The sequence below is a fragment of the Micromonospora cabrerizensis genome (genome assembly GCF_022230955.1).
GTDB classification, from domain to species: Bacteria; Actinomycetota; Actinomycetes; order Mycobacteriales; family Micromonosporaceae; genus Micromonospora; species Micromonospora cabrerizensis.
This window is the reverse complement of record NZ_JAKKFI010000045.1, coordinates 65144-85327: the sequence shown is the minus strand read 5'-3', so window position 1 is coordinate 85327 and position 20184 is coordinate 65144. Positions and strand designations below refer to the sequence as shown.

The window sequence follows — 20184 nt, the reverse complement described above, 5'->3', positions numbered from 1 at the left end:
CGCATCTCCGCTCGTCAGGTGGTGGGAACGCCGAGTCGGTCGAGCAGGTGGCGGCGCAGCGCGCCGAAGGCCGGGTCGTCCGGCGTACGGGTGGGGGCCAGGTCGACGGGCAGCTCCGCGGCGATGCGGCCCTCGTCGAGCAGCAGGATCCGGTCGGCGAGCAACAGCGCCTCTTCCACGTCGTGGGTGACCAGCAGGGCCGCGAAGCCGTGCTCGGCGCGCAGCCGGCGCAGCAGGATCTGCATCCGCAGGCGGGTGAGCGCGTCCAGGGCGCCGAACGGCTCGTCGAGCAGCAACACGTCCGGCTCGCGCACCAGTGCCCGCGCGACGGCCACCCGTTGCGCCTGCCCGCCGGACAGCTCCGCTGGCCAGGCGCGGTGCCGATCGGCGAGCCCGACCTCGGCCAGCGCCCGCCGGATCCGGTCGGTGGAGTCCGGCCCGGACAGCCCGAGCCCGACGTTGTCCGCCACTCGTTTCCAGGGCAGCAGCCGGTGTTCCTGGAAGACCACGGCGGCGGTGCCGTGCACGACGCTCGTGCCGCTGGCCTCACCGTCGAGCCCGGCGAGAACCCGCAGGAGCGTGCTCTTGCCGGAACCGCTGCCGCCCAGCAGGGCCACCACCTCGCCACGTGCGATGGCCAGGTCGACCCCGGCCAGCACGACCGTCGGCCCGAAGGACCGTCGCACCGCGTGGGCGGTCAGCACCGGTGCCGGGTCGTTCAGGTGGCCCGCAGTCCGCGACGCCATGTCAACATCCTCCTCTCCAGGACGCGCAGCGCAAGGTCGGATATCAGCCCGAGCAGCGCGTAGACGAGCAGCCCCAGCACCACCACGTCGGTCTGGCTGAACTCCCGTGCCTCCATCATCAGGAAGCCGATCCCGGTCTGGGCGTTGACCTGCTCGCCGACGACGAGGCTGAGCCAGGCCGCCCCGATCGCCAGCCGCAGGCCGAGGAACAGGGCCGGCAGCGCGCCCGGCAACACCACGTGCCGCAGTCGGGCGGCCTGACCCAGGCCGCAGGTGCGGGCCGCCTCCACCAGCCGCTCGTCGATGTCCCGGATGCCGGCGTAGGTGTTGAAGTAGATCGGGAAGAACGCGCCCAGAGCCACCAGGCTGATCTTGAGTGACTCACCGATGCCGACCCAGATGATCAGCAGCGGGACCAGGCCCAGGTGCGGGAGCATCCGGGCCATCTGCACCGGTGGGTCGACCAGGTCGTCGCCGAGCCGCAGCAGCCCTGCCAGGGTGCCCAGGGCGAGGGCGAGGACGCCGCCGATCAACAGCCCGGCCCCGGCTCGGGTGAGGGAGTCCAGCAGGTGGATGCCGAGCGTCCCGTCCTGGCTCAGCCGCCAGCCGGTGGCCAGGACGTCGCTCGGCGCGGGCAGTTTCTCGGGTGCCAGCAGGCCGGTCCGCGAGGCCAGCTCCCAGCCCAGGACCAGCGCCACCGGGCTGGCCAGCCGCCACCACCGTCGGGCCGGGCGAACACGGCGGGGCGTGACCGCCGGCACCGCCGCGATCTCCGCGGGCGCCTCGACCAGCGTCGTACGGCTCACTGGAACACCTCACTGAACCGGCTGTCCACCCGGGTCCGGATGTCGACCGGCCCCGGGATGAGGTCCAGGGCGATGAAGCTGTCGGTGATGGCCTGAAGTTCGTCGCCGATGGCCGGGGTGACGGGGGCGAGGGGTCTGGCGCTGCGGGCCAGGGCCCGGCTGGTGACGTCCTGCGGAATCTTCAGCTCTGGGGCGAGCGTGCTGGCCCGCTCCTCGGGATGGGCGATGCCCCAGTCGGTCACCTCGCGGTAGCGCTGGAGGAAGGCCCGGATCTCGTCCGGTCGCTTCGTGACGGCGTCCGGGGCGGCGAGGACGTACTCGCGGTTGCTCGCCAGTCCGGTCGCGTCGGCGAGCACCTGGACACCCGGTTGCTCGGCCAGCGCGAAGTACGGGTCCCAGATCACCCAGGCGTCGACCTGACCGCCGTCGAACGCGGGCCGTCCCTCCGCGGGCTTGAGGTACTTGACCTGGATGTCCTTCAGGGTCATGTTGTTCGCCTTGAGTAGCTGGACCAGCAGCCAGTGCACGTTCGACCCCTTGTTGAGGGCCACGGTTCTGCCCTTGAGGTCGGCGAAGCTGCGGAAGCCTCGATCGGCCTTGACGAGCACGGCCTCACCCTGCGGGATCGGCGCCGAGGTGCCGATGATGGAGAACGGGATCTTCCCGGCCGCGGCGAAGACGGGTGGCGCCTCGCCGACCTGTCCGATGTCGATGGAGCCGGCCTTGAGCGCCTCGGTGAGCGCCGGACCGCTCTCGAACAGCGACCACTCCACGTCCGGCGCCGCACCGCGCGCCTTGACCAGACTCAGCCCGCCGAAGCGCTGGTAGCCGATCCGGAGTTTGCTGGCGGTGCCGTCGGCATCGGCGGACCCGCCGCACGCGCTCACCGCTGCCGTGGCGAGCAGCGCCACGGTGGTGAGGGCGGCCGTCAGGAGGCGGCGATGCGGTGGACGGCTCGTCGACGGGGTGGGCATGGCGGCTCCTCGGGTCGAACATGCGGATTGGGGCGCATCGACAGGCGTCGGCGCCGTGGCAGGTAGCCTACTAACCCGATAGGTTTTATGGGTAGGCTGCCGGCGGGATCGTCCCACCCCTCAGGAGGTGCCCGCCGGCGGCGCGTGCACCAGTCCCCGCACCCGCCGCGCACCCGAGGAAAGAGCCGCGATGACCCTCACCTTCCACTGGTTCCTGCCCACCAACGGCGACAGCCGGGACATCGTCGGGGGCGGCCACGGCGTACCGACCGGTGCTGCCGGAGGTGCCCGCCCGGCCAGCGTGGCGTACCTCGGGCAGATCGCCCGCACCGCCGAGCAACTGGGCTTCGTCGGCGCCCTCACCCCGACGGGTGCCTGGTGCGAGGACGCCTGGCTGAGCACCGCGATGCTCACCGAGGTGACCGAGCGACTCAGGTTCCTGGTCGCGTTCCGACCCGGGCTGCTGGCCCCGACGCTGGCCGCCCAGATGGCCTCCACCTTCCAGCGGCTGTCCCGGGGCCGACTGCTGCTCAACGTCGTCACGGGCGGCGAGTCGCAGGAGCAGCGGGCGTACGGCGACTTCCTGGACAAGGACTCCCGGTACGCGCGGGCCGACGAGTTCCTGCACGTCGTGCACGCGCTGTGGCGGGGTGAGACCGTCGACCACACCGGCGCCCACCTGCGCGTCGAGCAGGCGCGGCTGCACCGGCTGCCCGACCCGGTGCCGCCGGTCTACTTCGGTGGCTCGTCCGCCGCCGCCCTGCCGGTGGCCGTGCGGCACAGCGACGTCTACCTCACCTGGGGCGAGCCGCCGGCCCAGGTCGCCGACAAACTGGACCGGGTCCGCGCGCTGGCCGCCGACGCCGGGCGCGAGCTGCGGTTCGGCATCCGGCTGCACGTCATCGCCCGGGACACCGCCGACGAGGCGTGGGCGCAGGCCCGCCGCCTGCTCAACGGCGTCGCCGAGGCCGACATCCGGGCGGTGCAGGACGGGCTACGGCGCAGTGAGTCCGAGGGGCAGCGCCGGATGCTCGACCTGCACGGCGGCTCCCGCGACAGCCTGGAGGTCTCGCCCAACCTGTGGGCCGGCGTCGGGCTGGTCCGTGGCGGGGCCGGCACCGCGCTGGTCGGCAGCCACCGCGAGATCGCCGACCGGATCGCCGAGTACCACGCGCTCGGCATCGACGAGTTCATCCTCTCCGGCTATCCGCACCTGGAGGAGGCGTACTGGTTCGGTGAGGGTGTGCTGCCGATCCTGCGCGACCGAGGGCTGTGGCAGCACCCCGACGGCCAGCCCGGGACCGCCGACCACGTCGACGTCCCGTTCGCCGGAGTGCCGGCGCCGCAGCCCGCCGGATCCCGCTGACCGGCTGCCTCCGGCCAACCGGCGATTGAGTCGACCAAGGCTGGCCGTGGCGCGCAGATGAGAAGGGGCCGCAGTCACCCTTCTACGACCGCATCGCACACCGCGAGCTGGTCAAACCTGACCCGGGTGCTCGTCGGCGCGGCGTCCCCGCTGGTCTGCACCGTCAGAGTGGCTGTAGCGCTGGGCGTGTCCTCGACGATGACCACGTCCGTCACACCTGCCGGCAGGTCGGCAGGCCATCCGGCATCGTCGGTCGGGTCACTGGTCAGGAGGCGTGCGGCACGTCCCTTCAGGCCCGTATCGGTGGCCCGCACCGGCCGCCACACCATCAACGCCGGCCCGGTCGGCTGGTTGACGGGCACACGCGAAGGCGCGGCCGTGTTCGGTGGTGCCCAGCTGCCGTCCGGCTGTCGGCGGCGCCTGGGCCGGTCACTGACCGATCCACATGTGCAGGAGGTCTTCCTTGTCCATGATGCGGCGCTCGGAGAGCTCGGCGAGCAGCTCCAGATGGACGGGTCCGTCGAAGATCTCGGCCTGGTCGGGACGCAGCGCCCCGCCGAGACCCAAGGCTGGGACAAAGCCATAGATGGTGTCGGGGCCCACCGGACCACGCAGTGCGAGTATCCGATCGAACAACGGCTTCCGGTCGGCGCCGCGAAGGTCAACGCTGCTGCGGTCCTGGCACATCAACAGCGCGTAGAGCCGGTCATCGCGGCGATCGTCCGACATCGCGCGGCCCGCCCGATCCGTGTGGACTACCCACCCGTACTGCGCGGTGATCGTCAACCGTGAGCCTGTCTGCTGCCCCCACACCTGCACATCGCCGAACGCACTACGGCTCACGGCAACCCATCGTTCCTCTTCCGGTAGGGCAAGGCCGTTGGTCCACGCGTCGATCGCCGGCTGCCACACATCGGGATCGCACAACCAGAACGACCCGCTGCCAAAGCCGGCGAATCCGTACGTACGCCAACAGGCCAGCAGTAGCTCAGGCACGACACCTGCGAACTGAGCCAGGCGATCAGCGTGGACCGGAGCGGAACAGGTTGGAGGTCCCCAGATCTCAGCCAATTGCGCTACGTCGTCATCGACCATCGGCCTGCCCCCTCGTGCCGCCAATCTGCCGGCGAACTGGCCGGGCCGCATCTGGCAACTGGCCAAGGTACACCCACCGCGTACCGCGTACCGCCTGCGATTGCCGTGGAAGGCACAGAGAGTGACGCACCCATGGGAGAACTGGCCTGGTGACTGTCGCTCGCGCCGGGCGACAGCGGTGAGATCACCACCGGCTTCCGGGTGGAGCTGGCCAAGGGGGTGAAACTGATCCGCTGGTGGGAGTAGGCATCGCCCTCACGAAACAGGCCCGCGGCAGGTCAGCCGGCGAACCGCTGGCCGACCCGCCGCCCTGCGAGGCTCACCACAGTGCTGCCGGCCGCCATCCCGACCAGCACCAGAATCGCCCCGACCACCCACAGCCCGCTGTCGTCGGTCCCGGCGGCCCGCCACGACCAGACCGCCGTGAACGCCACGGTCATCACCGGCGCCACCAGCCACGGGCTGAGCCGCGTCCCGGCGAGCGCGGCCAGCAGGACCAGCGTCAGCACACAGCCGATCACCTGCCACGGCTCGTACGGGCCGCTGCTCGCGCCGGTCTGCGCGTCGACCGTGTAGTCGGTGTCCCAGCCCAGCCAGAGCAGCCACGCCCCGACCGTGGCCGCCGTCAGAAACAGAACACCGAGCAGTGCGCGCGTACCCCTCGTCGCCGTCATCCGGTGATCATTCCCCGGGTTGTCGGCGAGGGGAATGAGCACCGGCACCCAGAAGTGGGCCGGCGCGATCCCGGATCGGCTGTTGCCCCGGCCGGTGGTGATCCTCTACGGTCGGCTCAGCGGTGGGCGGTGCGGTCCGCATCCGACCCGACACCGCCGGTTGCCCGTCGCGCGGGCCGGGATGGTGGAGTCCCGGATCGCCCCGTCGGCGGGACACTCGGCGGTCGTGTGACTCCAGCTCGTACCCCCGGGTGATCTGCTGCCCGGCGTGGCCCTTTGCGGGCCGACGGCGAGCCGGGCACGCCCACCCCACCGGGAGAAGCCCGTGTTTCTCAGCCCGCACGAGCAGGACCGCCTGCTCGTCCACGTCGCGGCCGATGTCGCCCGCGCCCGCCGCGAGCGCGGCCTGCGCCTCAACTACCCCGAAGCCGTCGCGGTGATCACCGCGTTCCTGCTCGAAGGGGCCCGCGACGGCCGCTCCGTGGTCGACCTGATGTCGGCCGGCCGGGGCGTGCTCGGCCGCGACGACGTCCAGGACGGCATCCCCGAGCTGCTGAGGGAGGTGCAGGTGGAGGCGACGTTCCCGGACGGCACCAAGCTCGTGACGGTGCACCACCCGATCCCGTGATCCCGGGGGAGATCCTGCCGGCGGCCGGCCCGGTCGAGATCAACGTGGGTCGTCCGGTGACCACCCTGCTCGTGGTCAACACCGCCGACCGGCCGGTGCAGGTGGGCTCGCACTACCACTTCGCCGAAGCCAACCCGGCCCTGTCGTTCGACCGGGACGCGGCCTGGGGGCAACGGCTCGCCGTGCCGGCGGGCACCTCGGTCCGGTTCGAGCCGGCCATCAACCGCAGTGTCGACCTCGTCCCGTTCGGCGGCGCGCGCGTCGTGCCGGGGCTGCGCGGCGCGTGCGCGGGCCCGCTGGACCGGCCGGCGGCCGACGGGTCACCGGAGTGAGCGCCGTGCGGCGGGACCGCTACATCGACCTGTACGGGCCGACGACCGGTGACCGGATCCGGCTGGCCGACACCAACCTGCTCATCGAGGTGGAGACTGATCACTGCGTCGGTGGTGACGAGGCGGTCTTCGGCGGCGGGAAGGTGATCCGCGAGTCGATGGGACAGTCCCGGGCCACCCGCGCCGAGGGGGCACTGGACACCGTCATCACCGGCGCGGTGGTGCTCGACCACTGGGGAGTGGTCAAGGCCGACGTGGGGCTGCGCGACGGGCGCATCGTGGCGCTCGGCCGGGCCGGCAACCCGGACACCATGCCCGGTGTCCACCCCGACCTGGTCATCGGCCCGTCCACCGAGGTGATCGCCGGCAACGGGCGGATCCTCACCGCTGGCGCGGTCGACACCCACGTGCACTTCATCTGCCCGCAGATCGTCACGGAGGCCCTGGCCAGCGGTGTCACCACGTTGGTCGGCGGTGGCACCGGGCCGGCCGAGGGGACCCGGGCGACCACCGTCACCCCGAACGCCTGGCACCTGGCCCGGATGCACGAGGCGCTGGACACCATGCCGGTCAACGTGCTGCTGCTCGGCAAGGGCAACACCGTCTCCAGCGAGGCGCTCTGGGAACAGTTGCGGGCCGGTGCGGGCGGTTTCAAGCTGCACGAGGACTGGGGCACCACGCCGGCGGCGATCGACGCCTGCCTGCGGGTGGCCGACGCGTCCGGAGTCCAGGTGTCGATCCACACCGACACGCTCAACGAGGCCGGCTTCGTCGCCGACACCCTGCGCGCGATCGGTGGGCGGGCGATCCACTCGTACCACACGGAGGGCGCCGGCGGCGGGCACGCACCGGACATCATCACGGTGGCCAGCGAGCCGAACGTGCTGCCGTCGTCGACCAACCCGACCCGGCCGTACACCGCCAACACCCTCGCTGAGCACCTGGACATGTTGATGGTCTGCCACCACCTCAACCCGTCCGTGCCGGAGGACCTGGCCTTCGCCGAGAGCCGGATCCGGCCGTCCACGATGGCCGCCGAGGACCTGCTGCACGACCTCGGCGCGATCTCCATCATCGGCTCCGACGCGCAGGCGATGGGCCGGGTCGGCGAGGTGATCCTGCGGACCTGGCAGAGCGCCCACGTGATGAAGGAGCGGGTCGGCGCGCTGCCGGGCGACAACGCCGCCGACAACCACCGGGCCCGAAGGTACGTGGCGAAATACACCATCTGCGCGGCGATGGCCAACGGCTTGGAGCACGAGGTCGGCTCGGTCGAACCGGGCAAGCTCGCCGACCTGGTCCTCTGGGACCCGGCGTTCTTCGGCGTACGACCGCACCTGGTGCTCAAGGGCGGCATGATCGCGTACGCCCAGATGGGTGACGCGAACGCCTCGATCCCGACGCCGCAGCCGATGCTGCCGCGGCCGATGTTCGGGGCGTACGGTGCCGCGGCGGCCGCCACCAGCCTGGCGTTCGTGGCGCCGGCGGCCCTGGACGCCGGGCTTCGGCTGGACGTGCGCCGCCGGGTGGTGCCGGTGGGCGACGTGCGGTCACGGGGAAAGGCCGACCTGCCGGAGAACAACGCGATGCCGCGCATCGAGGTGGACCCGGACACCTTCACGGTGCGGATCGACGGTGTGGTGGTCGAGCCGGACCCGGTGACCCGGCTGCCGATGGCCCAGCGGTACTTCCTGTTCTGATGGCCACGCCGAGCCTGCTGTTGCTGGTGGCCGACGGGCGCTTCCCGGCCGGGGCGCACGCGCACTCCGGAGGGCTGGAGGCGGCCGTCGCCGCCGGCCGGGTCACCGACCTGGCCTCGTTGGAGGCGTTCCTGGCCGGGCGGCTTGCCACCGCCGGGCTGGTCGGTGCGGCGTTCGCAGCGGCCGCACACCGGGCCGCGGTGCCCGGGATCACCGACGCGGACGAGGCAGCCGGGTCCGCGGGCGTGGCCGAATCCGCCGGGTCGGCCCGACGGCCGGACGCGCTGGCCCGGTCCGCGGCGCGGTCGCGCACGCTGGCCCAGCTCGACGTGGAGCTGGACGCGCGTACCGCGGCGCCGACGTTGCGGACCGTCTCCCGCCGGCAGGGCCGGGCGCTGCTGCGGGCCGGGCGGGCCATCTGGCCGGACGCCCCGTTCGGCGATCTGCCCGCGTCGCCCGGCGGCGCACACCAGCCGCTGGTGCTCGGGCTGCTCTGCGCCGCGGCGGGGCTGTCCCGTCTCGACACCGCAACGGTCGCCGCCTACGGGACGGTGACCGGGGCGGCCAGTGCCGGCGTACGCCTGCTCGGCCTCGACCCGTACCAGGTCCAGGCCCTGCTGGTCGGCCTCGCCGACGCCTGCGACGGCACGGCTGCCGAAGCGGCCCGGGCCGCCGACGACCCACCGGAGCGGCTGCCGGCCGCCGCCGCTCCACTCGCCGACATCCATGCCGAAATCCATGCCACCTGGGAGGTGCGTCTCTTTGCGTCCTGAGACTGTTGTGCCGAGCGCTACGCCCGTCGACCCGACCACGCCGCCACCGACCGCCCCGCCGCACGACGAGACCGTCCCGCACACCCATCCCGAGCCGGGGGTCGACCCGCACCCACCGCTGGCCCGTGCCGGTCGTGCCCTGCGGGTCGGCATCGGTGGCCCGGTCGGGTCCGGCAAGACGGCCCTGGTGGCCGCGCTCTGCCGGGCCTTCGCCGACGAGTTGCGGCTCGGCGTCGTCACCAACGACATCTACACCACCGAGGACGCCGACTTCCTGCGGCGGGCCGGCGTGCTGGACCCGGCCCGGATCCGCGCGGTGGAGACCGGCTGCTGCCCGCACACCGCGATCCGCGACGACATCGGCGCCAACCTGGACGCCGTCGACGAGCTGGCCGAGGCGGTCGGCCCGTTGGACCTGGTCCTCGTGGAGAGCGGGGGAGACAACCTGACCGCCACCTTCAGCCGAGGGCTGGTCGACCGGCAGATCTTCGTGGTCGACGTGGCGGGCGGGGACAAGGTGCCCCGCAAGGGCGGGCCGGGGGTCACCGCCGCCGACCTCCTCGTGATCAACAAGACCGACCTGGCGTCGATGGTGGGCGCGGACCTCGCCGTGATGGACCGTGACGCGCGGGCCCGGCGCGGTGACCTTCCGACCCTCTTCCTGTCCATCGTGGGAGACCCGACGGCGAGCCGGGTCGCCGACTGGATCCGGCACGAGCTGGCCCACCACGCCGCCCTGCACCCGCTCGCCGTACCGGTCGGACCGGCCTGATGCGGGCGCTCGCCCGGCTGGTCGCCCGGGCCGACGGCCGGGGTGGCACGGTCCTGGTCGAGCTGCACGGAGAGACGCCGCTCCTGCTGCGCCAGACCCCGACCGACGGTGGTGTCGCCACGGTGCACCTCGTCGGCGGGGCGGCCGGCCCGCTCGCCGGTGACGACCTGCGGTTGGAGATCGAGGTGGGACCGGGCGCCGCGGTCCGCGTGCACACCGTGGCCGCGTCGATCGCCCTGCCGGGCCGGCCCGGTGCGGTGTCCCGGATGGCGGTGTCCGCGGTGGTGCACGCCGGGGCCACGCTGCACTGGCTCCCCGAACAGCTGGTCGCGGCGGCCGGCTGCGCGCACCTCGCCGAGTCCCGCGTCGCGGTGGCCGCCGGGGCGAGCCTGCGCTGGCGCGACGAGCTGATCTGCGGCCGGTACGGCGAGGCACCCGGTGGTGCCGTCGTGCACACGCAGGTCGACTACGGTGGTCGGCCGCTGCTGCGCCAGTCCCTGGCGGTGGGGCCGCGCGCGCCCGGCTGGGCCGGCCCCGCGGTGCTCGGCGGCGCATCGGCCACCGGCTCGTTGCTGGTGGTCGACCCGTCGCGGCCCGCCGAACCGGCGACGGTCGACGGGACAGTCGCCCGACTGCCGCTGGCCGGGGGCCCGGCGACACTGTGGACCGCCACCGCGCCCGACGCGCACACCCTGCGTGCCCACCTCACCGGGTGACGCGAGGCGCCCGCACCACTCGACCCCGCGGCGCCGTGCGCCTTCGTGTTCGCCCATCCCGCCCCGGGACGGGTCTGCGGCCCCATATCCTCGGAAGGCCAAGCCGACCGCCGGCTCACAGGAGGCCGTGATGAGTGGAAGAGATCGGCCCGAGGGCATCAGTCCGACGGCTGTGGAGGCAGCGCCGGGGCTGTGGCGTGTCGACCTGCAGAAGCACGATCTCAGCATCCCCGGGCGGGAGGTCGTGCAGAGTCGGGTGGAGTTCACCCCGGACTCGCCGCCGTTCAAGCACTTCCACCCGGGCGAGGAGATCATCTGCGTGCTCCAGGGGTCTCTGGAGTACACGCTCGACGGTCAGTCGCCGGTGGTGTGCACCGTCGGTGATGCGCTGACCGTGCCCTACGGGGTCCACCACCAGGCTCGCAACGTCGGCGACGGCGTCGCCGTCGAACTGGCCACGTACGTCGTCGAGAAGGGCAAGCCGCTGCTCACCAGGGTGGACTGAGCCTCGTCACCGGCGTGGGGCGATCGCCTCGGCGGGGCGGCGGGCCGGGTCGAGACGACTGATCAGGTCGGCGAGCTGACCGGTCAGCTCGCCGGACTGTGGCACGCCCAGCTCGGCGAGGTTGGCCCGGACCCGCTGGTCGAGGCGGTCGTGCTCGCGACGGCCGCGGGCCGTGAGATAGGCGCGGATCCGCCGACGGTCCATCGGGTCGGTGCGGCGGAAGACGAGATTACGGTCGACGAGCTGGTCGACCAGCTTGGTGAGGGTGCCGGGAGGCAGCGACGCCTCGGCCGACACCTCGCTCATCGGGTGGCCCTGGCCGTCGGCGAGCAGGCAGAGCACCCGCCATGCCTCGATGCTCAGCGCGTCCTCGGCGAGGACGGCGCCCAGCCGGCGAGAGAGCAGCCGTTCGGCGCGGGTGAGCGAGCGCAGCAGGTCGGCTGGCGCCCCGGGCACGTCTGACATGGAACTCCCTGGTCCGGTGGCCCTGTCATGGTAGCGAGTCGTCCCGGTCCGTGGTGAGTCCTGGCCTTCGGTCGTGGGCCGGGCAATCATGTGCTCATGTCCGCGCCGGCACCGCCGTGGCTGACCGTCGACCGTGCCGTGGTCAGCATCGCGCTGGTCTACCCGATGCGCGGGCCGGCCGGCATGTTCGGTCCCACCTGCGAGCTGTGCGCGCAGCTCGCGGTCGAGGAGATCAACCGATCTGGCGGTGTGCTGGGCCGGGAGGTGCGGCTGGTGCCGGTCGACGGCGGCGCACCGCCGGCCGAGGTGGCCGCCGAGGTCGAGGCGTTGGTGTCGGTGGGGGCGGTGCAGGGGGTGACGGGGTGGCACATCTCCTCGGTGCGCCAGGCGCTGGCGCCCCGCGTCGCGCACCGGGTGCCGTACGTCTACACCGCACTCTACGAGGGTGGTGAACGTACCGAGGGGGTCTTCCTGACCAGCGAGACGCCGGATGCCCAACTGTGGCCCGCGATGCGGCTGCTCGCGGGAGAGCAGGGGGTGCGTCGCTGGTTCGTGGTCGGCAACGACTACGTGTGGCCGCGTCGTACCGCGCGGGCGGCCCAGCGGTACGCGCTGCGCGGCGGCGGGCAGGTGGTGGGCCGGCACTTCCTGCCGTTGGACGCGCACGACTTCACCGAGGTGTTGCGCCGCATCGAGCACAGTGACGCCGACGGGGTGCTGATGCTGCTGGTCGGTGCCGACGCGGTGCGGTTCAACCGGGCGTTCGCCCGATCCGGCCTGGACCAGCGGTGCCTGCGGCTGAGCACCCTGATGGACGAGAACATGCTGCTGGCCAGTGGTGCCGGCGCGACCCGGCGGTTGTACAGCACGGCGGGCTTCTTCGCCGGGCTGGTCACCCAGGAGAACCTCGACTTCCACGGCGAGTTCGCCCGTCGCTTCGGGGTGGAGGCGCCGCCGCTGGGCAGCCTGGGGGAGTCCTGCTACGAGGGCGTGATGTTGCTGGCGGCGTTGATCGGCCAGGCCCGCACCCTCGACGTACGGGCTATCGAGACGGCCGCTGACACGGTGGCCTACCACGGGCCACGCGGGCGGTTGCGGCTACGCCAACGGCACGTACGCCAGCGCATCTACCTGGCCGAGGCCGACGGGCTCGACTTCAGCGTGCTCGCCCAGCTCTGAGCCCTGGCGCCGCCGCCCGGCCCACCCGGACCCTTGACAGCGCCACCCGATGCCGTCCTAAGATGCTTCCTGCGTGAAGTATCTGGCCCTGCGGCCGGATCTCACCACTGTGTCCCCACCGTCGACGGAATTGCCCGTCGACCATTGTGGCGACACCTATTCTGCGTTTTTCCGAGCGGCCGGCACCGTTTCCTCCCCAACGGTGCCGGCCGTTTTTGGTGTGCGCGGGCCCCATCGCGCGGAAACAGTCAATTAAGGGCTGGGAAACACGCGCGCAATCATGCCGGTCGACGCTTTCGGTGCCCATATCCGATCCGGTGCCCCGGGCGGCGTCCACCCGTCGACCTCGGCATCGCCCACGTCAGCTCCACCGGACCGCACCGACCGTCCTTTCGCCACTTGAGTGCACCGCAGGGAGAATAGATGTCACTATTCCGGGGCCGCCGCATCCTGGCGGGCGCCATGACCCTGGTCGCCGCGGCCGCGATGACCGCGTGCGGCAGCAAGACCACCGATGAGGGCGGCGCGACCGGCGTCACCGCCGACGTCTCCGGCGACACCGTCAAGGTGGGGCTGCTCAACTCGCTCTCCGGCACCATGGCGATCAGCGAGGTCACCGTCCGCGACTCGATCATGCTCGCCGTCGAGGAGATCAACGCGGCCGGCGGCGTCCTCGGCAAGAAGATCCAGCCGGTCGGCGAGGACGGGGCCTCGGACTGGCCCACCTTCGCGGAGAAGGCCGAGAAGCTCATCTCCGAGGACCGGGTTGCCGCCGTCTTCGGCTGCTGGACGTCGGCCAGTCGCAAGGCGGTCAAGCCGGTGTTCGAGAAGAACAAGGCGTTGCTGTTCTACCCGGTGCAGTACGAAGGGCTCGAACAGTCGCCCTACATCTTCTACACCGGTGCGACGACCAACCAGCAGATCGTTCCCGGGCTCGACTACCTGAAGGCGCAGGGTGCGAAGTCGGTCTATCTGGTCGGCAGCGACTACGTCTTTCCGCGAACCGCCAACAAAATCATCAAGGCGTACGCGGCCGCCAACGGGATGACCGTCCTCGGTGAGGATTACGCGCCACTCGGTTCCACCGAGTTCGGCACCATCGTCAACAAGGTCAAGTCGGCCGGCGCCGACGCCGTCTTCAACACTCTCAACGGCGACAGCAACGTGGCCTTCTTCAAGGAGTACAAGTCGGCCGGTCTGACCGCCGCCGCGATGCCGGTGGTGTCCGTCTCGATCGCCGAGGAGGAGGTCAAGGGCATCGGCACCCAGTACCTGGAGGGGCAGCTGACCGCCTGGAACTACTACCAGACCACCCCGGGGGCGGCGAACTCGAAGTTCGTGGCCGCGTACAAGGCGAAGTTCGGCGCGGACAAGCCGACCAGCGACCCGATGGAGGCCGCGTACGTCGGGGTGTACCTCTGGAAGGCGATGGTCGAGAAGGCCGGCGTCTTCGACGTGGAGAAGGTCCGCTCCGCCTCGGACGGGATCACCTTCGACGCGCCGGAGGGCATGGTCACGGTGGACGGGAAGACCCAGCACATCGCCAAGACCGCCCGGATCGGCAAGATCGGCGCGGACGGTCTGATCACCGAGGTGTGGAACTCCGGCAAACCGGTGCAGCCGGACCCGTTCCTCAAGACCTATCCGTGGGCGAGTGGCCTGAGCTGACGACGCCGGCCCGGGCGGGCTGCGCGGCGACGCGCCCCGCCCGGGCCACCCGACCAGCAGTACGGAGTACCCACCGTGACAGTCCTCTTCGGTCAACTCTTCACCGGCATCAGCATCGGCGCGGTGCTGCTGCTCATCGCGCTCGGCCTCGCGCTGACCTTCGGTCAGATGAACGTGATCAACATGGCGCACGGTGAGTTCATCATGGCCGGGGCGTACACCACGTACGTCCTGCAACAGAGCATCACCGGGGCCGGCTTGTCGCTGGTCGTCGCACTGCCGGTGGCGTTCGTGGTCGCCGGCACGATGGGCGCGCTGCTGGAGGTGCTGCTCATCCGCCGGCTGTACGCCCGGCCACTGGACACCCTGCTGGTCACCTGGGGTGTGTCGCTGATGCTGCAACAACTGGCCCGCGACGTCTTCGGCAGCCCGAACGTGCAGACCCGCGCGCCGGAGCTGCTGACCGGCAACGTGGCGCTGCCCGGCGGGCTGACCATCGCCAACAACCGGCTGTTCATCCTGGGCCTGGCCCTGGCCGCCGTCGCGGCGCTCACCCTCGCGCTGCGGCTCACCCCGCTCGGACGTCGCATCCGCGCGGTGGTGCAGAACCGCGACCTCGCCGCGGTGTCCGGCATCGCCACCTCCCGGGTCGACCGGACGACCTTCTTCGTCGGCTCCGGCCTGGCCGGGCTCGCCGGGGTGGCGCTCACCCTGCTCGGCCCGATCGGCCCGACCATGGGCACCAACCTGATCATCGACGCCTTCCTGGTCGTCGTGGTCGGCGGGATCGGCCAGCTCAAGGGCAGCGTGATCGTCGCCTTCGCCCTCGGCGTGCTCCAGGCCACCGGGGAGTACCTCACCACCCTCAGCGTCGCCAAGGTGATCGTGTTCGTGGCGATCGTCGCGTTCCTCCAGTGGCGGCCACAGGGCATGTTCACCCTGCGGACCAGGAGCCTCGCATGACCGCCGTCACCCCCGCGCCGCCCAGCACCGCCGTCGACCCGGCACCCGTCAGCGCCGTACCGCCGAGCCGGCCCGGGGGCCGACCGCGACTGCGGACGGCGGCCGGCTTCGCGTTCGGTGCGGCGTTGCTGTTCGCCGTCGCGCCCCTGGTGCTGTCGGACTTCCGGCTCTCCCTGCTCGCCAAGTACCTCTGCGTCGCCATGGTCGCCGTCGGCATCGGGATCGCCTGGGGGCGGGGCGGCATGCTCACCCTCGGCCAGGGCGTCTTCTTCGGCCTCGGCGGCTACGCCATGGCCATGCACCTCAAGCTCGCCGACGCGGGCCCGGCCGGGATGCCGGACTTCATGCAGCTGTACGGGCAGCTCGACGAGCTGCCGCTGTGGTGGAGGCCGTTCGCCAGCCCGTGGTTCGCGCTGCCCGCGACGGTGCTGCTGCCGATGGCGGTCGCCTTCGGGCTCGGCTCGCTGGTGTTCCGCCGCCGCGTGCGGGGCGCGTACTTCGCGATCCTCAGCCAGGCCCTCGCCGCGGCGATGGTGATCCTGCTGATCGGGCAGCAGGGCACCACGGGCGGCACCAACGGGCTCACCGACATCAAGGGCTTCTTCGGGTACGACCTGGACGACCCGGTCAACCAGCGGATGGTCTACTTCATCATCGCCGGGACCCTGCTGGCGTTGCTCGCGCTGGCCCGTCAGCTGATCCACAGCCGTTACGGCGAGCTGCTGGTGGCGGTCCGCGACGGCGAGGAACGGGTCCGCTTCCTCGGCTACGACCCGGCCTCGGTCAAGCTGGTCGCGTACGTGGTCGCGGCCGGGATGGCCGGCCTGGCCGGGGCGCTGTTCGTGCCCGCGGTGGGCATCATCTCGCCCGCGCTGATCGGCATCGTCCCGTCGATCGAGTTCGTCATCGGGGTCGCGGTGGGCGGTCGGGCGACCCTGCTCGGTCCGGTGCTCGGCGCGGTGGCGGTGGCCTGGGCCCGTACCGCCCTCTCGGAGCGGTTCCCGGGCACCTGGACGTACCTTCAGGGGTTGCTCTTCGTGGTCGTGGTGGCGTTCCTTCCCGGCGGCCTGGCATCGCTGTGGGCGCTGGCCCGCCGCCGCGACGGCAGCGCGGCACCGGCCCGGCGCGGGTGGTCACCGCTGGCCCGGAGACGTGCCGCGCGGCGGACGGAGGTGCCGGCGGCATGAGCGGCGACCGACTGGACGGGTTGTCCGTCCGTGACGTGCGGGTCAGCTTCGACGGGTTCACCGCCGTCGACGGCGTCTCGCTGGAGGTGCCCGCCGGCGACATCCGGTTCCTGATCGGGCCCAACGGCGCCGGCAAGACCACCCTGGTCGACGCGATCACCGGCCTGGTCCGGGCCACCGGCTCGGTCCGCTTCGGTGCCGACGAGCTGCTGGGCCGCCCGGTGCACCGGATCAGCCGACTGGGCATCGGGCGGACGTTCCAGACGTCCTCGGTCTTCGAGGAGCTGTCGGTGCTGCAGAACCTCGACATCGCGGCCGGTGCCCGACGTGGCTGGGCGACCCTGGCCCGCCGCCGTCGGGGCGTCCCCGACGAGGTGGCCGCGGCACTGGAGACCATCGGTCTGGCCGAACGGGCCGAGCACCTCGCCGGGACGCTCGCGCACGGGCAGAAGCAGTGGCTGGAGATCGGGATGCTGCTGGTGCAGGACGCGCGGCTGCTGCTGCTCGACGAGCCGGTCGCCGGCATGAGCCACGAGGAACGCGACGCCACCGGGGCCCTGCTGGAGACGGTGAGCCGGGACCGCACGGTCGTCGTGATCGAGCACGACATGGACTTCCTGCGCCGGTTCGCGCGCAGCGTCACCGTGCTGCACGCCGGCCGGGTGCTCAGCGAGGGCACCGTGGCGCAGGTCCAGGCGGACCCGCGCGTGCAGGAGGTCTACCTGGGCCACCCGGTCGACGCCGGGTCGGCCCCCACCGGTCTGGAGGCATGATGCTGACGCTGCGCGGGGTGCACGCCGGGTACGGGCGCTCTCGGGTGCTGCACGGGGTCGACCTCGCCGTCCCGCCCGACGGGGTCGCCGCGGTCCTCGGGCACAACGGTGCCGGCAAGAGCACCCTGCTGCGGGTCGCGGCCGGCCTGCTGCGCCCGAGCGCCGGCACCGTCGAGCTGGACGGCGAGGACGTCACCCGTCTCGGGCCGCACGAGCGGGTGGCGCGGGGGATGGCGTACGTCCCGCAGGGGCAGCAGTGCTTCCCGCACCTGACCGCCGCGGAGAACCTGCGCCTGGTCGCCGACGGTCGGAGCGACGGCGCGGTGGCCACCGCGGAGGTGCTGGATCTCTTTCCGGCGCTGCGCACGCTGCTGCGACGCCGGGCCGGGCTGCTCTCCGGCGGTCAGCGCCAGCAACTGGCCATCGCCCGTGCGCTGATCACCCGGCCGAGACTGCTGATGCTCGACGAGCCGACCGAGGGCATCCAGCCGTCGGTGGTCGCGGAGATCCAGGAACGGATCGTCGAGCTGACCCGGCAGTCCGGGTTCAGCGTGCTGCTCGTGGAGCAGCATCTGGGCTTCGCGCTGCGGGTGGCGAGCCGCTACCAGGTGCTGGAATCCGGCCGGGTGACCTCGCAGGGGGACGGTGGCGTCACGGCGGAAAGGGACGTCCGGGCGGCCCTCGCGGTCTGAGCCGATGGGCCGTGTGACCCGCGGGCAGCGTCGTCGACCGTCAGGTCGCCGGCGCGGGCCCGGTCGAGTCGCGGACGACCAGCAGGTGCCCCGTGGGACGGCGGCGAATGCGGGTCGAGCGGGGCTTGAGGGCGAGGGTGAGCGCCGTGCGGCCCATCTCGGTCATCGGCAGACGGATGGTGGTGAGGCTGGGGGCTAGGTCGGCCGCCACGGAGACGTCGTCGAAGCCGACGACGGACATCCGCGCGGGCACCGGCACCCGGCGGGTGCGCAGCGTCGACAGCACACCCATGGCCATCGCGTCGTTGAGCGCGATGATCGCCGTCGTGTCCGGGTGCTCGTTGAGGATCTGCTCGGCGGCGGCGCGCCCGCCACCGCGGGTGAAGTCGCTGTGCACGACGGCGAGGTCGGCCGAGGACCGCCCGCGTTGCCGCAGGGCCGACGACACGCCGGCCAGCCGATCGGCGACCGTGGTGAGCCCGGCGCTGCCCGCGGCGACAGCGATCCGCCGGTGGCCGAGATCCATCAGGTGCTGGGCGAGGGCGTGACCGCCGGCCTCGTTGTCCGGCAGGACGGCGTCGATGCCGAGCGCGTGCCGTCCGATGGCGGCGGCCCGTCCGCCGTGGTTCTGGAACGCGGCCAGCTCGGCGCGGGCGGCGGCCTCCATGCGAGGGTCGTCGTAGCCGGAACCGCCGATCAGGACGATGCCGACCCGCTGGGCGATCAGGTGCCGCAGCTGTTGCAGCTCGTAGCCGGGGTCGCGGCCGGACTGGCAGATCTGCACCAGCAGACCCTGTTCGGCGGCGAGCTGGATGACGCCGGCGGCGATCTCGGCGAAGTACGGGTCGTCGACCTGGTGGACGATCAACCCGACTGTGGAACTGGCTCCACCGGCGAGGGTACGGGCGTACGGGTTGGCGACGTATCCCAGCTCGGCCGCGATCTGCCGGATCCGGTCGGCCACCTCGGCGCTGACTCCCTCGCGACCGGCGAGGGCTCGGGACGCGGTCGCCAGCGAGACGGCGGCGTGCTCGGCGACGTCCACGAGGCGCGGCCGCTGGTTGGCCCTGGGCATCCGCAACCCTCCGGAAACATCTATGTCACCCGATCTATTGCGAGTGGCATTCATCGAAGCCTAGGGTACGTAAGCGCTTACGTAAGCGCTTACGTGACCGGCATCAGGAATGCCGCGAAACGAGGTGACAGCCATGTCCAGGGCCCGCCGAGCGGCCATCTCCCTCCTGGCGATCGGCGCACTGACCAGCGTGGGGACGCCACCGGCGCAGGCGGATCGGAGCATCTCGCACGACGTCCACCCGGCCCTGCGCGCACACCTGGTCGCCGCGTACGACTTCGACCACCCGGTGCCCGGCGACCCCGCGCTGGAACGCGACCAGGGGCGCTCCGGCACCGAGATCGAGTTGATCAACGGCGGTGCCGCCATGCGGGTGCCGGACCGCGCCTACCGGGGCAGCCGCAACGCGGTGCAGACCCGGCAGGTCGACCCGGCGGTGGCCGGCAACGACGACTGGAAGGCGGGCACCTGGTCGGCCAGCGGGGTGCGGACGCTGCGCGCCTTCGGTGCCACCGCGGGCACCACCGTGATGGGCTGGTTCAAGCTGAACATGGACAGCCCGCTGCCCAACTCCACCACCGCTGACCCGACGGACCGGTACAACGCGATCGGGCTGGCCGGGGTGCTGACCGGCGACTCCGACGGCCACGGCGTCCGGGCCCTGCTGGAGCTGATCGACGTCGACGGGGAGCTGCGCCTGGTCGCGCTCGGGCGGCGACTCGACGGCGGCAACTCGCAGACCTTCGCCGCCAACCCCGACTGGCGCGAGCTGTTGCCGGTGGGGGAGTGGGTGCACCTCGCCGCCACCTTCGACTTCGACACCGGCGGCCTCGCCCTCTACCGCAACGGCGAGCCGGTGGACGGCTTCTACACCCGCACCGACGACCCCTGGTTGGTGTCCGGGCCGGGCCCACACCTCACCACCGCCTCCGACCCGCGCGGCGTCAAGATCGGCGGGAGCTTCCCCCAGGACACCCTGGAGCGCAACCCGTGCGACTGCCGCATGGACGGCCTGATGTTCCTCGACAGCGTGGTCTCCGCGAGCGACGTGCGGAGGCAGTACCGCCACCTGGCCCGCTGACCACCCTCGGCACC

24 protein-coding genes are annotated in these 20184 nt (G+C 72.2%); 16 read left to right on the top strand and 8 right to left on the bottom strand.

Annotation, left to right across the window (positions count from 1 at the left end):
* Positions 1-14: 14 nt before the first annotated feature.
* The 3 genes from LADH09A_RS05635 to LADH09A_RS05625 are packed head-to-tail and all read right to left on the bottom strand — an operon-like array spanning position 15 to position 2526.
* Positions 15-746, bottom strand: coding sequence for an ABC transporter ATP-binding protein (locus tag LADH09A_RS05635; protein WP_238643661.1), 732 nt, complete (start codon positions 744-746; stop codon positions 15-17).
* Positions 719-1552: an ABC transporter permease gene (locus LADH09A_RS05630; protein ID WP_238643660.1), complete on the bottom strand. Its 834-nt coding sequence runs from the start codon at positions 1550-1552 to the stop codon at positions 719-721. Before LADH09A_RS05630 ends, LADH09A_RS05635 begins: the two co-directional genes overlap by 28 nt.
* A complete protein-coding gene (locus LADH09A_RS05625; protein ID WP_238643659.1) occupies positions 1549-2526 on the bottom strand; it encodes an aliphatic sulfonate ABC transporter substrate-binding protein in 978 nt (325 codons plus the stop codon). Before LADH09A_RS05625 ends, LADH09A_RS05630 begins: the two co-directional genes overlap by 4 nt.
* 190 nt (positions 2527-2716) lie before the next feature.
* Between LADH09A_RS05625 and LADH09A_RS05620 the strand changes: the two genes are divergently transcribed.
* The gene (locus tag LADH09A_RS05620) at positions 2717-3892 is read left to right on the top strand and encodes an LLM class flavin-dependent oxidoreductase (protein ID WP_238643658.1); all 1176 of its coding nucleotides are present in this window, start codon (positions 2717-2719) and stop codon (positions 3890-3892) included.
* Between the two features lie 74 nt (positions 3893-3966).
* Here the strand turns inward: LADH09A_RS05620 and LADH09A_RS05615 are convergent, their stop codons facing one another.
* The 3 genes from LADH09A_RS05615 to LADH09A_RS05605 all read right to left on the bottom strand — a co-directional run bounded on the left by LADH09A_RS05615 (position 3967) and on the right by LADH09A_RS05605 (position 5661).
* On the bottom strand, positions 3967-4254 hold the full coding sequence (locus LADH09A_RS05615; RefSeq protein ID WP_238643657.1) for a DUF7161 family protein: 288 nt from the start codon (positions 4252-4254) through the stop codon (positions 3967-3969).
* 67 nt (positions 4255-4321) lie between these two features.
* The gene (locus LADH09A_RS05610) at positions 4322-4987 is read right to left on the bottom strand and encodes a GAD-like domain-containing protein (protein WP_238643656.1); all 666 of its coding nucleotides are present in this window, start codon (positions 4985-4987) and stop codon (positions 4322-4324) included.
* A 278-nt stretch (positions 4988-5265) separates the two neighbouring features.
* Positions 5266-5661: a hypothetical protein gene (locus LADH09A_RS05605; RefSeq protein WP_238643655.1), complete on the bottom strand. Its 396-nt coding sequence runs from the start codon at positions 5659-5661 to the stop codon at positions 5266-5268.
* Between the two features lie 34 nt (positions 5662-5695).
* On the opposite strand from LADH09A_RS05605, the gene LADH09A_RS05600 reads away from it, so the two are divergent.
* The 8 genes from LADH09A_RS05600 to LADH09A_RS05565 all read left to right on the top strand — a co-directional run bounded on the left by LADH09A_RS05600 (position 5696) and on the right by LADH09A_RS05565 (position 11087).
* Positions 5696-5893: a hypothetical protein gene (locus LADH09A_RS05600; RefSeq protein WP_238643654.1), complete on the top strand. Its 198-nt coding sequence runs from the start codon at positions 5696-5698 to the stop codon at positions 5891-5893.
* A 93-nt stretch (positions 5894-5986) separates the two neighbouring features.
* A complete protein-coding gene (locus LADH09A_RS05595) occupies positions 5987-6289 on the top strand; it encodes an urease subunit gamma (protein ID WP_179779476.1) in 303 nt (100 codons plus the stop codon).
* Positions 6286-6621 (top strand): urease subunit beta, encoded by a 336-nt coding sequence (locus LADH09A_RS05590; RefSeq protein ID WP_308194478.1) that lies wholly within the window; start codon positions 6286-6288, stop codon positions 6619-6621. The genes LADH09A_RS05595 and LADH09A_RS05590 overlap by 4 nt, the downstream gene beginning before the upstream one ends.
* Positions 6618-8321 carry an urease subunit alpha gene (locus LADH09A_RS05585; protein WP_238643653.1) on the top strand — a complete coding sequence of 568 codons (1704 nt, stop codon included), beginning with the start codon at positions 6618-6620 and terminating at the stop codon, positions 8319-8321. Before LADH09A_RS05590 ends, LADH09A_RS05585 begins: the two co-directional genes overlap by 4 nt.
* Positions 8321-9094 (top strand): urease accessory protein UreF, encoded by a 774-nt coding sequence (locus LADH09A_RS05580; protein ID WP_238643652.1) that lies wholly within the window; start codon positions 8321-8323, stop codon positions 9092-9094. The genes LADH09A_RS05585 and LADH09A_RS05580 overlap by 1 nt, the downstream gene beginning before the upstream one ends.
* Complete coding sequence (gene ureG / locus LADH09A_RS05575) at positions 9084-9866, top strand: urease accessory protein UreG (RefSeq protein ID WP_308194477.1); 783 nt, start codon at positions 9084-9086, stop codon at positions 9864-9866. The genes LADH09A_RS05580 and ureG overlap by 11 nt, the downstream gene beginning before the upstream one ends.
* The gene (locus LADH09A_RS05570) at positions 9866-10582 is read left to right on the top strand and encodes an urease accessory protein UreD (RefSeq protein ID WP_238643651.1); all 717 of its coding nucleotides are present in this window, start codon (positions 9866-9868) and stop codon (positions 10580-10582) included. Before ureG ends, LADH09A_RS05570 begins: the two co-directional genes overlap by 1 nt.
* A gap of 130 nt (positions 10583-10712) precedes the next feature.
* Positions 10713-11087, top strand: coding sequence for a cupin domain-containing protein (locus LADH09A_RS05565; RefSeq protein ID WP_238643650.1), 375 nt, complete (start codon positions 10713-10715; stop codon positions 11085-11087).
* A gap of 6 nt (positions 11088-11093) precedes the next feature.
* On the opposite strand, the gene LADH09A_RS05560 is transcribed toward LADH09A_RS05565, so the two are convergent.
* Positions 11094-11552: a MarR family winged helix-turn-helix transcriptional regulator gene (locus LADH09A_RS05560; RefSeq protein ID WP_238643649.1), complete on the bottom strand. Its 459-nt coding sequence runs from the start codon at positions 11550-11552 to the stop codon at positions 11094-11096.
* A 96-nt stretch (positions 11553-11648) separates the two neighbouring features.
* On the opposite strand from LADH09A_RS05560, the gene LADH09A_RS05555 reads away from it, so the two are divergent.
* The 6 genes from LADH09A_RS05555 to urtE all read left to right on the top strand — a co-directional run bounded on the left by LADH09A_RS05555 (position 11649) and on the right by urtE (position 18014).
* Complete coding sequence (locus tag LADH09A_RS05555; protein ID WP_238643648.1) at positions 11649-12731, top strand: substrate-binding domain-containing protein; 1083 nt, start codon at positions 11649-11651, stop codon at positions 12729-12731.
* 423 nt (positions 12732-13154) lie between these two features.
* On the top strand, positions 13155-14399 hold the full coding sequence (gene urtA, locus LADH09A_RS05550) for an urea ABC transporter substrate-binding protein (protein WP_238643647.1): 1245 nt from the start codon (positions 13155-13157) through the stop codon (positions 14397-14399).
* A 75-nt stretch (positions 14400-14474) separates the two neighbouring features.
* Positions 14475-15362, top strand: coding sequence for an urea ABC transporter permease subunit UrtB (gene urtB, locus LADH09A_RS05545; protein ID WP_238643646.1), 888 nt, complete (start codon positions 14475-14477; stop codon positions 15360-15362).
* On the top strand, positions 15359-16549 hold the full coding sequence (gene urtC / locus LADH09A_RS05540; RefSeq protein ID WP_238643645.1) for an urea ABC transporter permease subunit UrtC: 1191 nt from the start codon (positions 15359-15361) through the stop codon (positions 16547-16549). Before urtB ends, urtC begins: the two co-directional genes overlap by 4 nt.
* Positions 16546-17322 carry an urea ABC transporter ATP-binding protein UrtD gene (gene urtD, locus LADH09A_RS05535; protein WP_238643644.1) on the top strand — a complete coding sequence of 259 codons (777 nt, stop codon included), beginning with the start codon at positions 16546-16548 and terminating at the stop codon, positions 17320-17322. The genes urtC and urtD overlap by 4 nt, the downstream gene beginning before the upstream one ends.
* On the top strand, positions 17322-18014 hold the full coding sequence (gene urtE, locus LADH09A_RS05530; RefSeq protein ID WP_238643643.1) for an urea ABC transporter ATP-binding subunit UrtE: 693 nt from the start codon (positions 17322-17324) through the stop codon (positions 18012-18014). Before urtD ends, urtE begins: the two co-directional genes overlap by 1 nt.
* Before the next feature lie 40 nt (positions 18015-18054).
* On the opposite strand, the gene LADH09A_RS05525 is transcribed toward urtE, so the two are convergent.
* A complete protein-coding gene (locus tag LADH09A_RS05525) occupies positions 18055-19089 on the bottom strand; it encodes a LacI family DNA-binding transcriptional regulator (protein ID WP_238643642.1) in 1035 nt (344 codons plus the stop codon).
* A gap of 133 nt (positions 19090-19222) precedes the next feature.
* Between LADH09A_RS05525 and LADH09A_RS05520 the strand changes: the two genes are divergently transcribed.
* Complete coding sequence (locus LADH09A_RS05520; RefSeq protein WP_238643641.1) at positions 19223-20170, top strand: LamG-like jellyroll fold domain-containing protein; 948 nt, start codon at positions 19223-19225, stop codon at positions 20168-20170.
* Positions 20171-20184 lie beyond the last annotated feature (14 nt).

Coding starts and splice junctions, on each gene's coding strand:
- LADH09A_RS05635 (WP_238643661.1), bottom strand. CDS start 746: ATGGCGTCGCGGACTGCGGGCCACCTGAACGACCCGGCACCGGTGCTG.
- LADH09A_RS05625 (WP_238643659.1), bottom strand. CDS start 2,526: ATGCCCACCCCGTCGACGAGCCGTCCACCGCATCGCCGCCTCCTGACG.
- LADH09A_RS05620 (WP_238643658.1), top strand. CDS start 2,717: ATGACCCTCACCTTCCACTGGTTCCTGCCCACCAACGGCGACAGCCGG.
- LADH09A_RS05610 (WP_238643656.1), bottom strand. CDS start 4,987: ATGGTCGATGACGACGTAGCGCAATTGGCTGAGATCTGGGGACCTCCA.
- LADH09A_RS05605 (WP_238643655.1), bottom strand. CDS start 5,661: ATGACGGCGACGAGGGGTACGCGCGCACTGCTCGGTGTTCTGTTTCTG.
- LADH09A_RS05600 (WP_238643654.1), top strand. CDS start 5,696: ATGAGCACCGGCACCCAGAAGTGGGCCGGCGCGATCCCGGATCGGCTG.
- LADH09A_RS05580 (WP_238643652.1), top strand. CDS start 8,321: ATGGCCACGCCGAGCCTGCTGTTGCTGGTGGCCGACGGGCGCTTCCCG.
- LADH09A_RS05570 (WP_238643651.1), top strand. CDS start 9,866: ATGCGGGCGCTCGCCCGGCTGGTCGCCCGGGCCGACGGCCGGGGTGGC.
- LADH09A_RS05565 (WP_238643650.1), top strand. CDS start 10,713: ATGAGTGGAAGAGATCGGCCCGAGGGCATCAGTCCGACGGCTGTGGAG.
- LADH09A_RS05560 (WP_238643649.1), bottom strand. CDS start 11,552: ATGTCAGACGTGCCCGGGGCGCCAGCCGACCTGCTGCGCTCGCTCACC.
- LADH09A_RS05555 (WP_238643648.1), top strand. CDS start 11,649: ATGTCCGCGCCGGCACCGCCGTGGCTGACCGTCGACCGTGCCGTGGTC.
- urtA (WP_238643647.1), top strand. CDS start 13,155: ATGTCACTATTCCGGGGCCGCCGCATCCTGGCGGGCGCCATGACCCTG.
- urtC (WP_238643645.1), top strand. CDS start 15,359: ATGACCGCCGTCACCCCCGCGCCGCCCAGCACCGCCGTCGACCCGGCA.
- urtD (WP_238643644.1), top strand. CDS start 16,546: ATGAGCGGCGACCGACTGGACGGGTTGTCCGTCCGTGACGTGCGGGTC.
- urtE (WP_238643643.1), top strand. CDS start 17,322: ATGCTGACGCTGCGCGGGGTGCACGCCGGGTACGGGCGCTCTCGGGTG.
- LADH09A_RS05525 (WP_238643642.1), bottom strand. CDS start 19,089: ATGCCCAGGGCCAACCAGCGGCCGCGCCTCGTGGACGTCGCCGAGCAC.
- LADH09A_RS05520 (WP_238643641.1), top strand. CDS start 19,223: ATGTCCAGGGCCCGCCGAGCGGCCATCTCCCTCCTGGCGATCGGCGCA.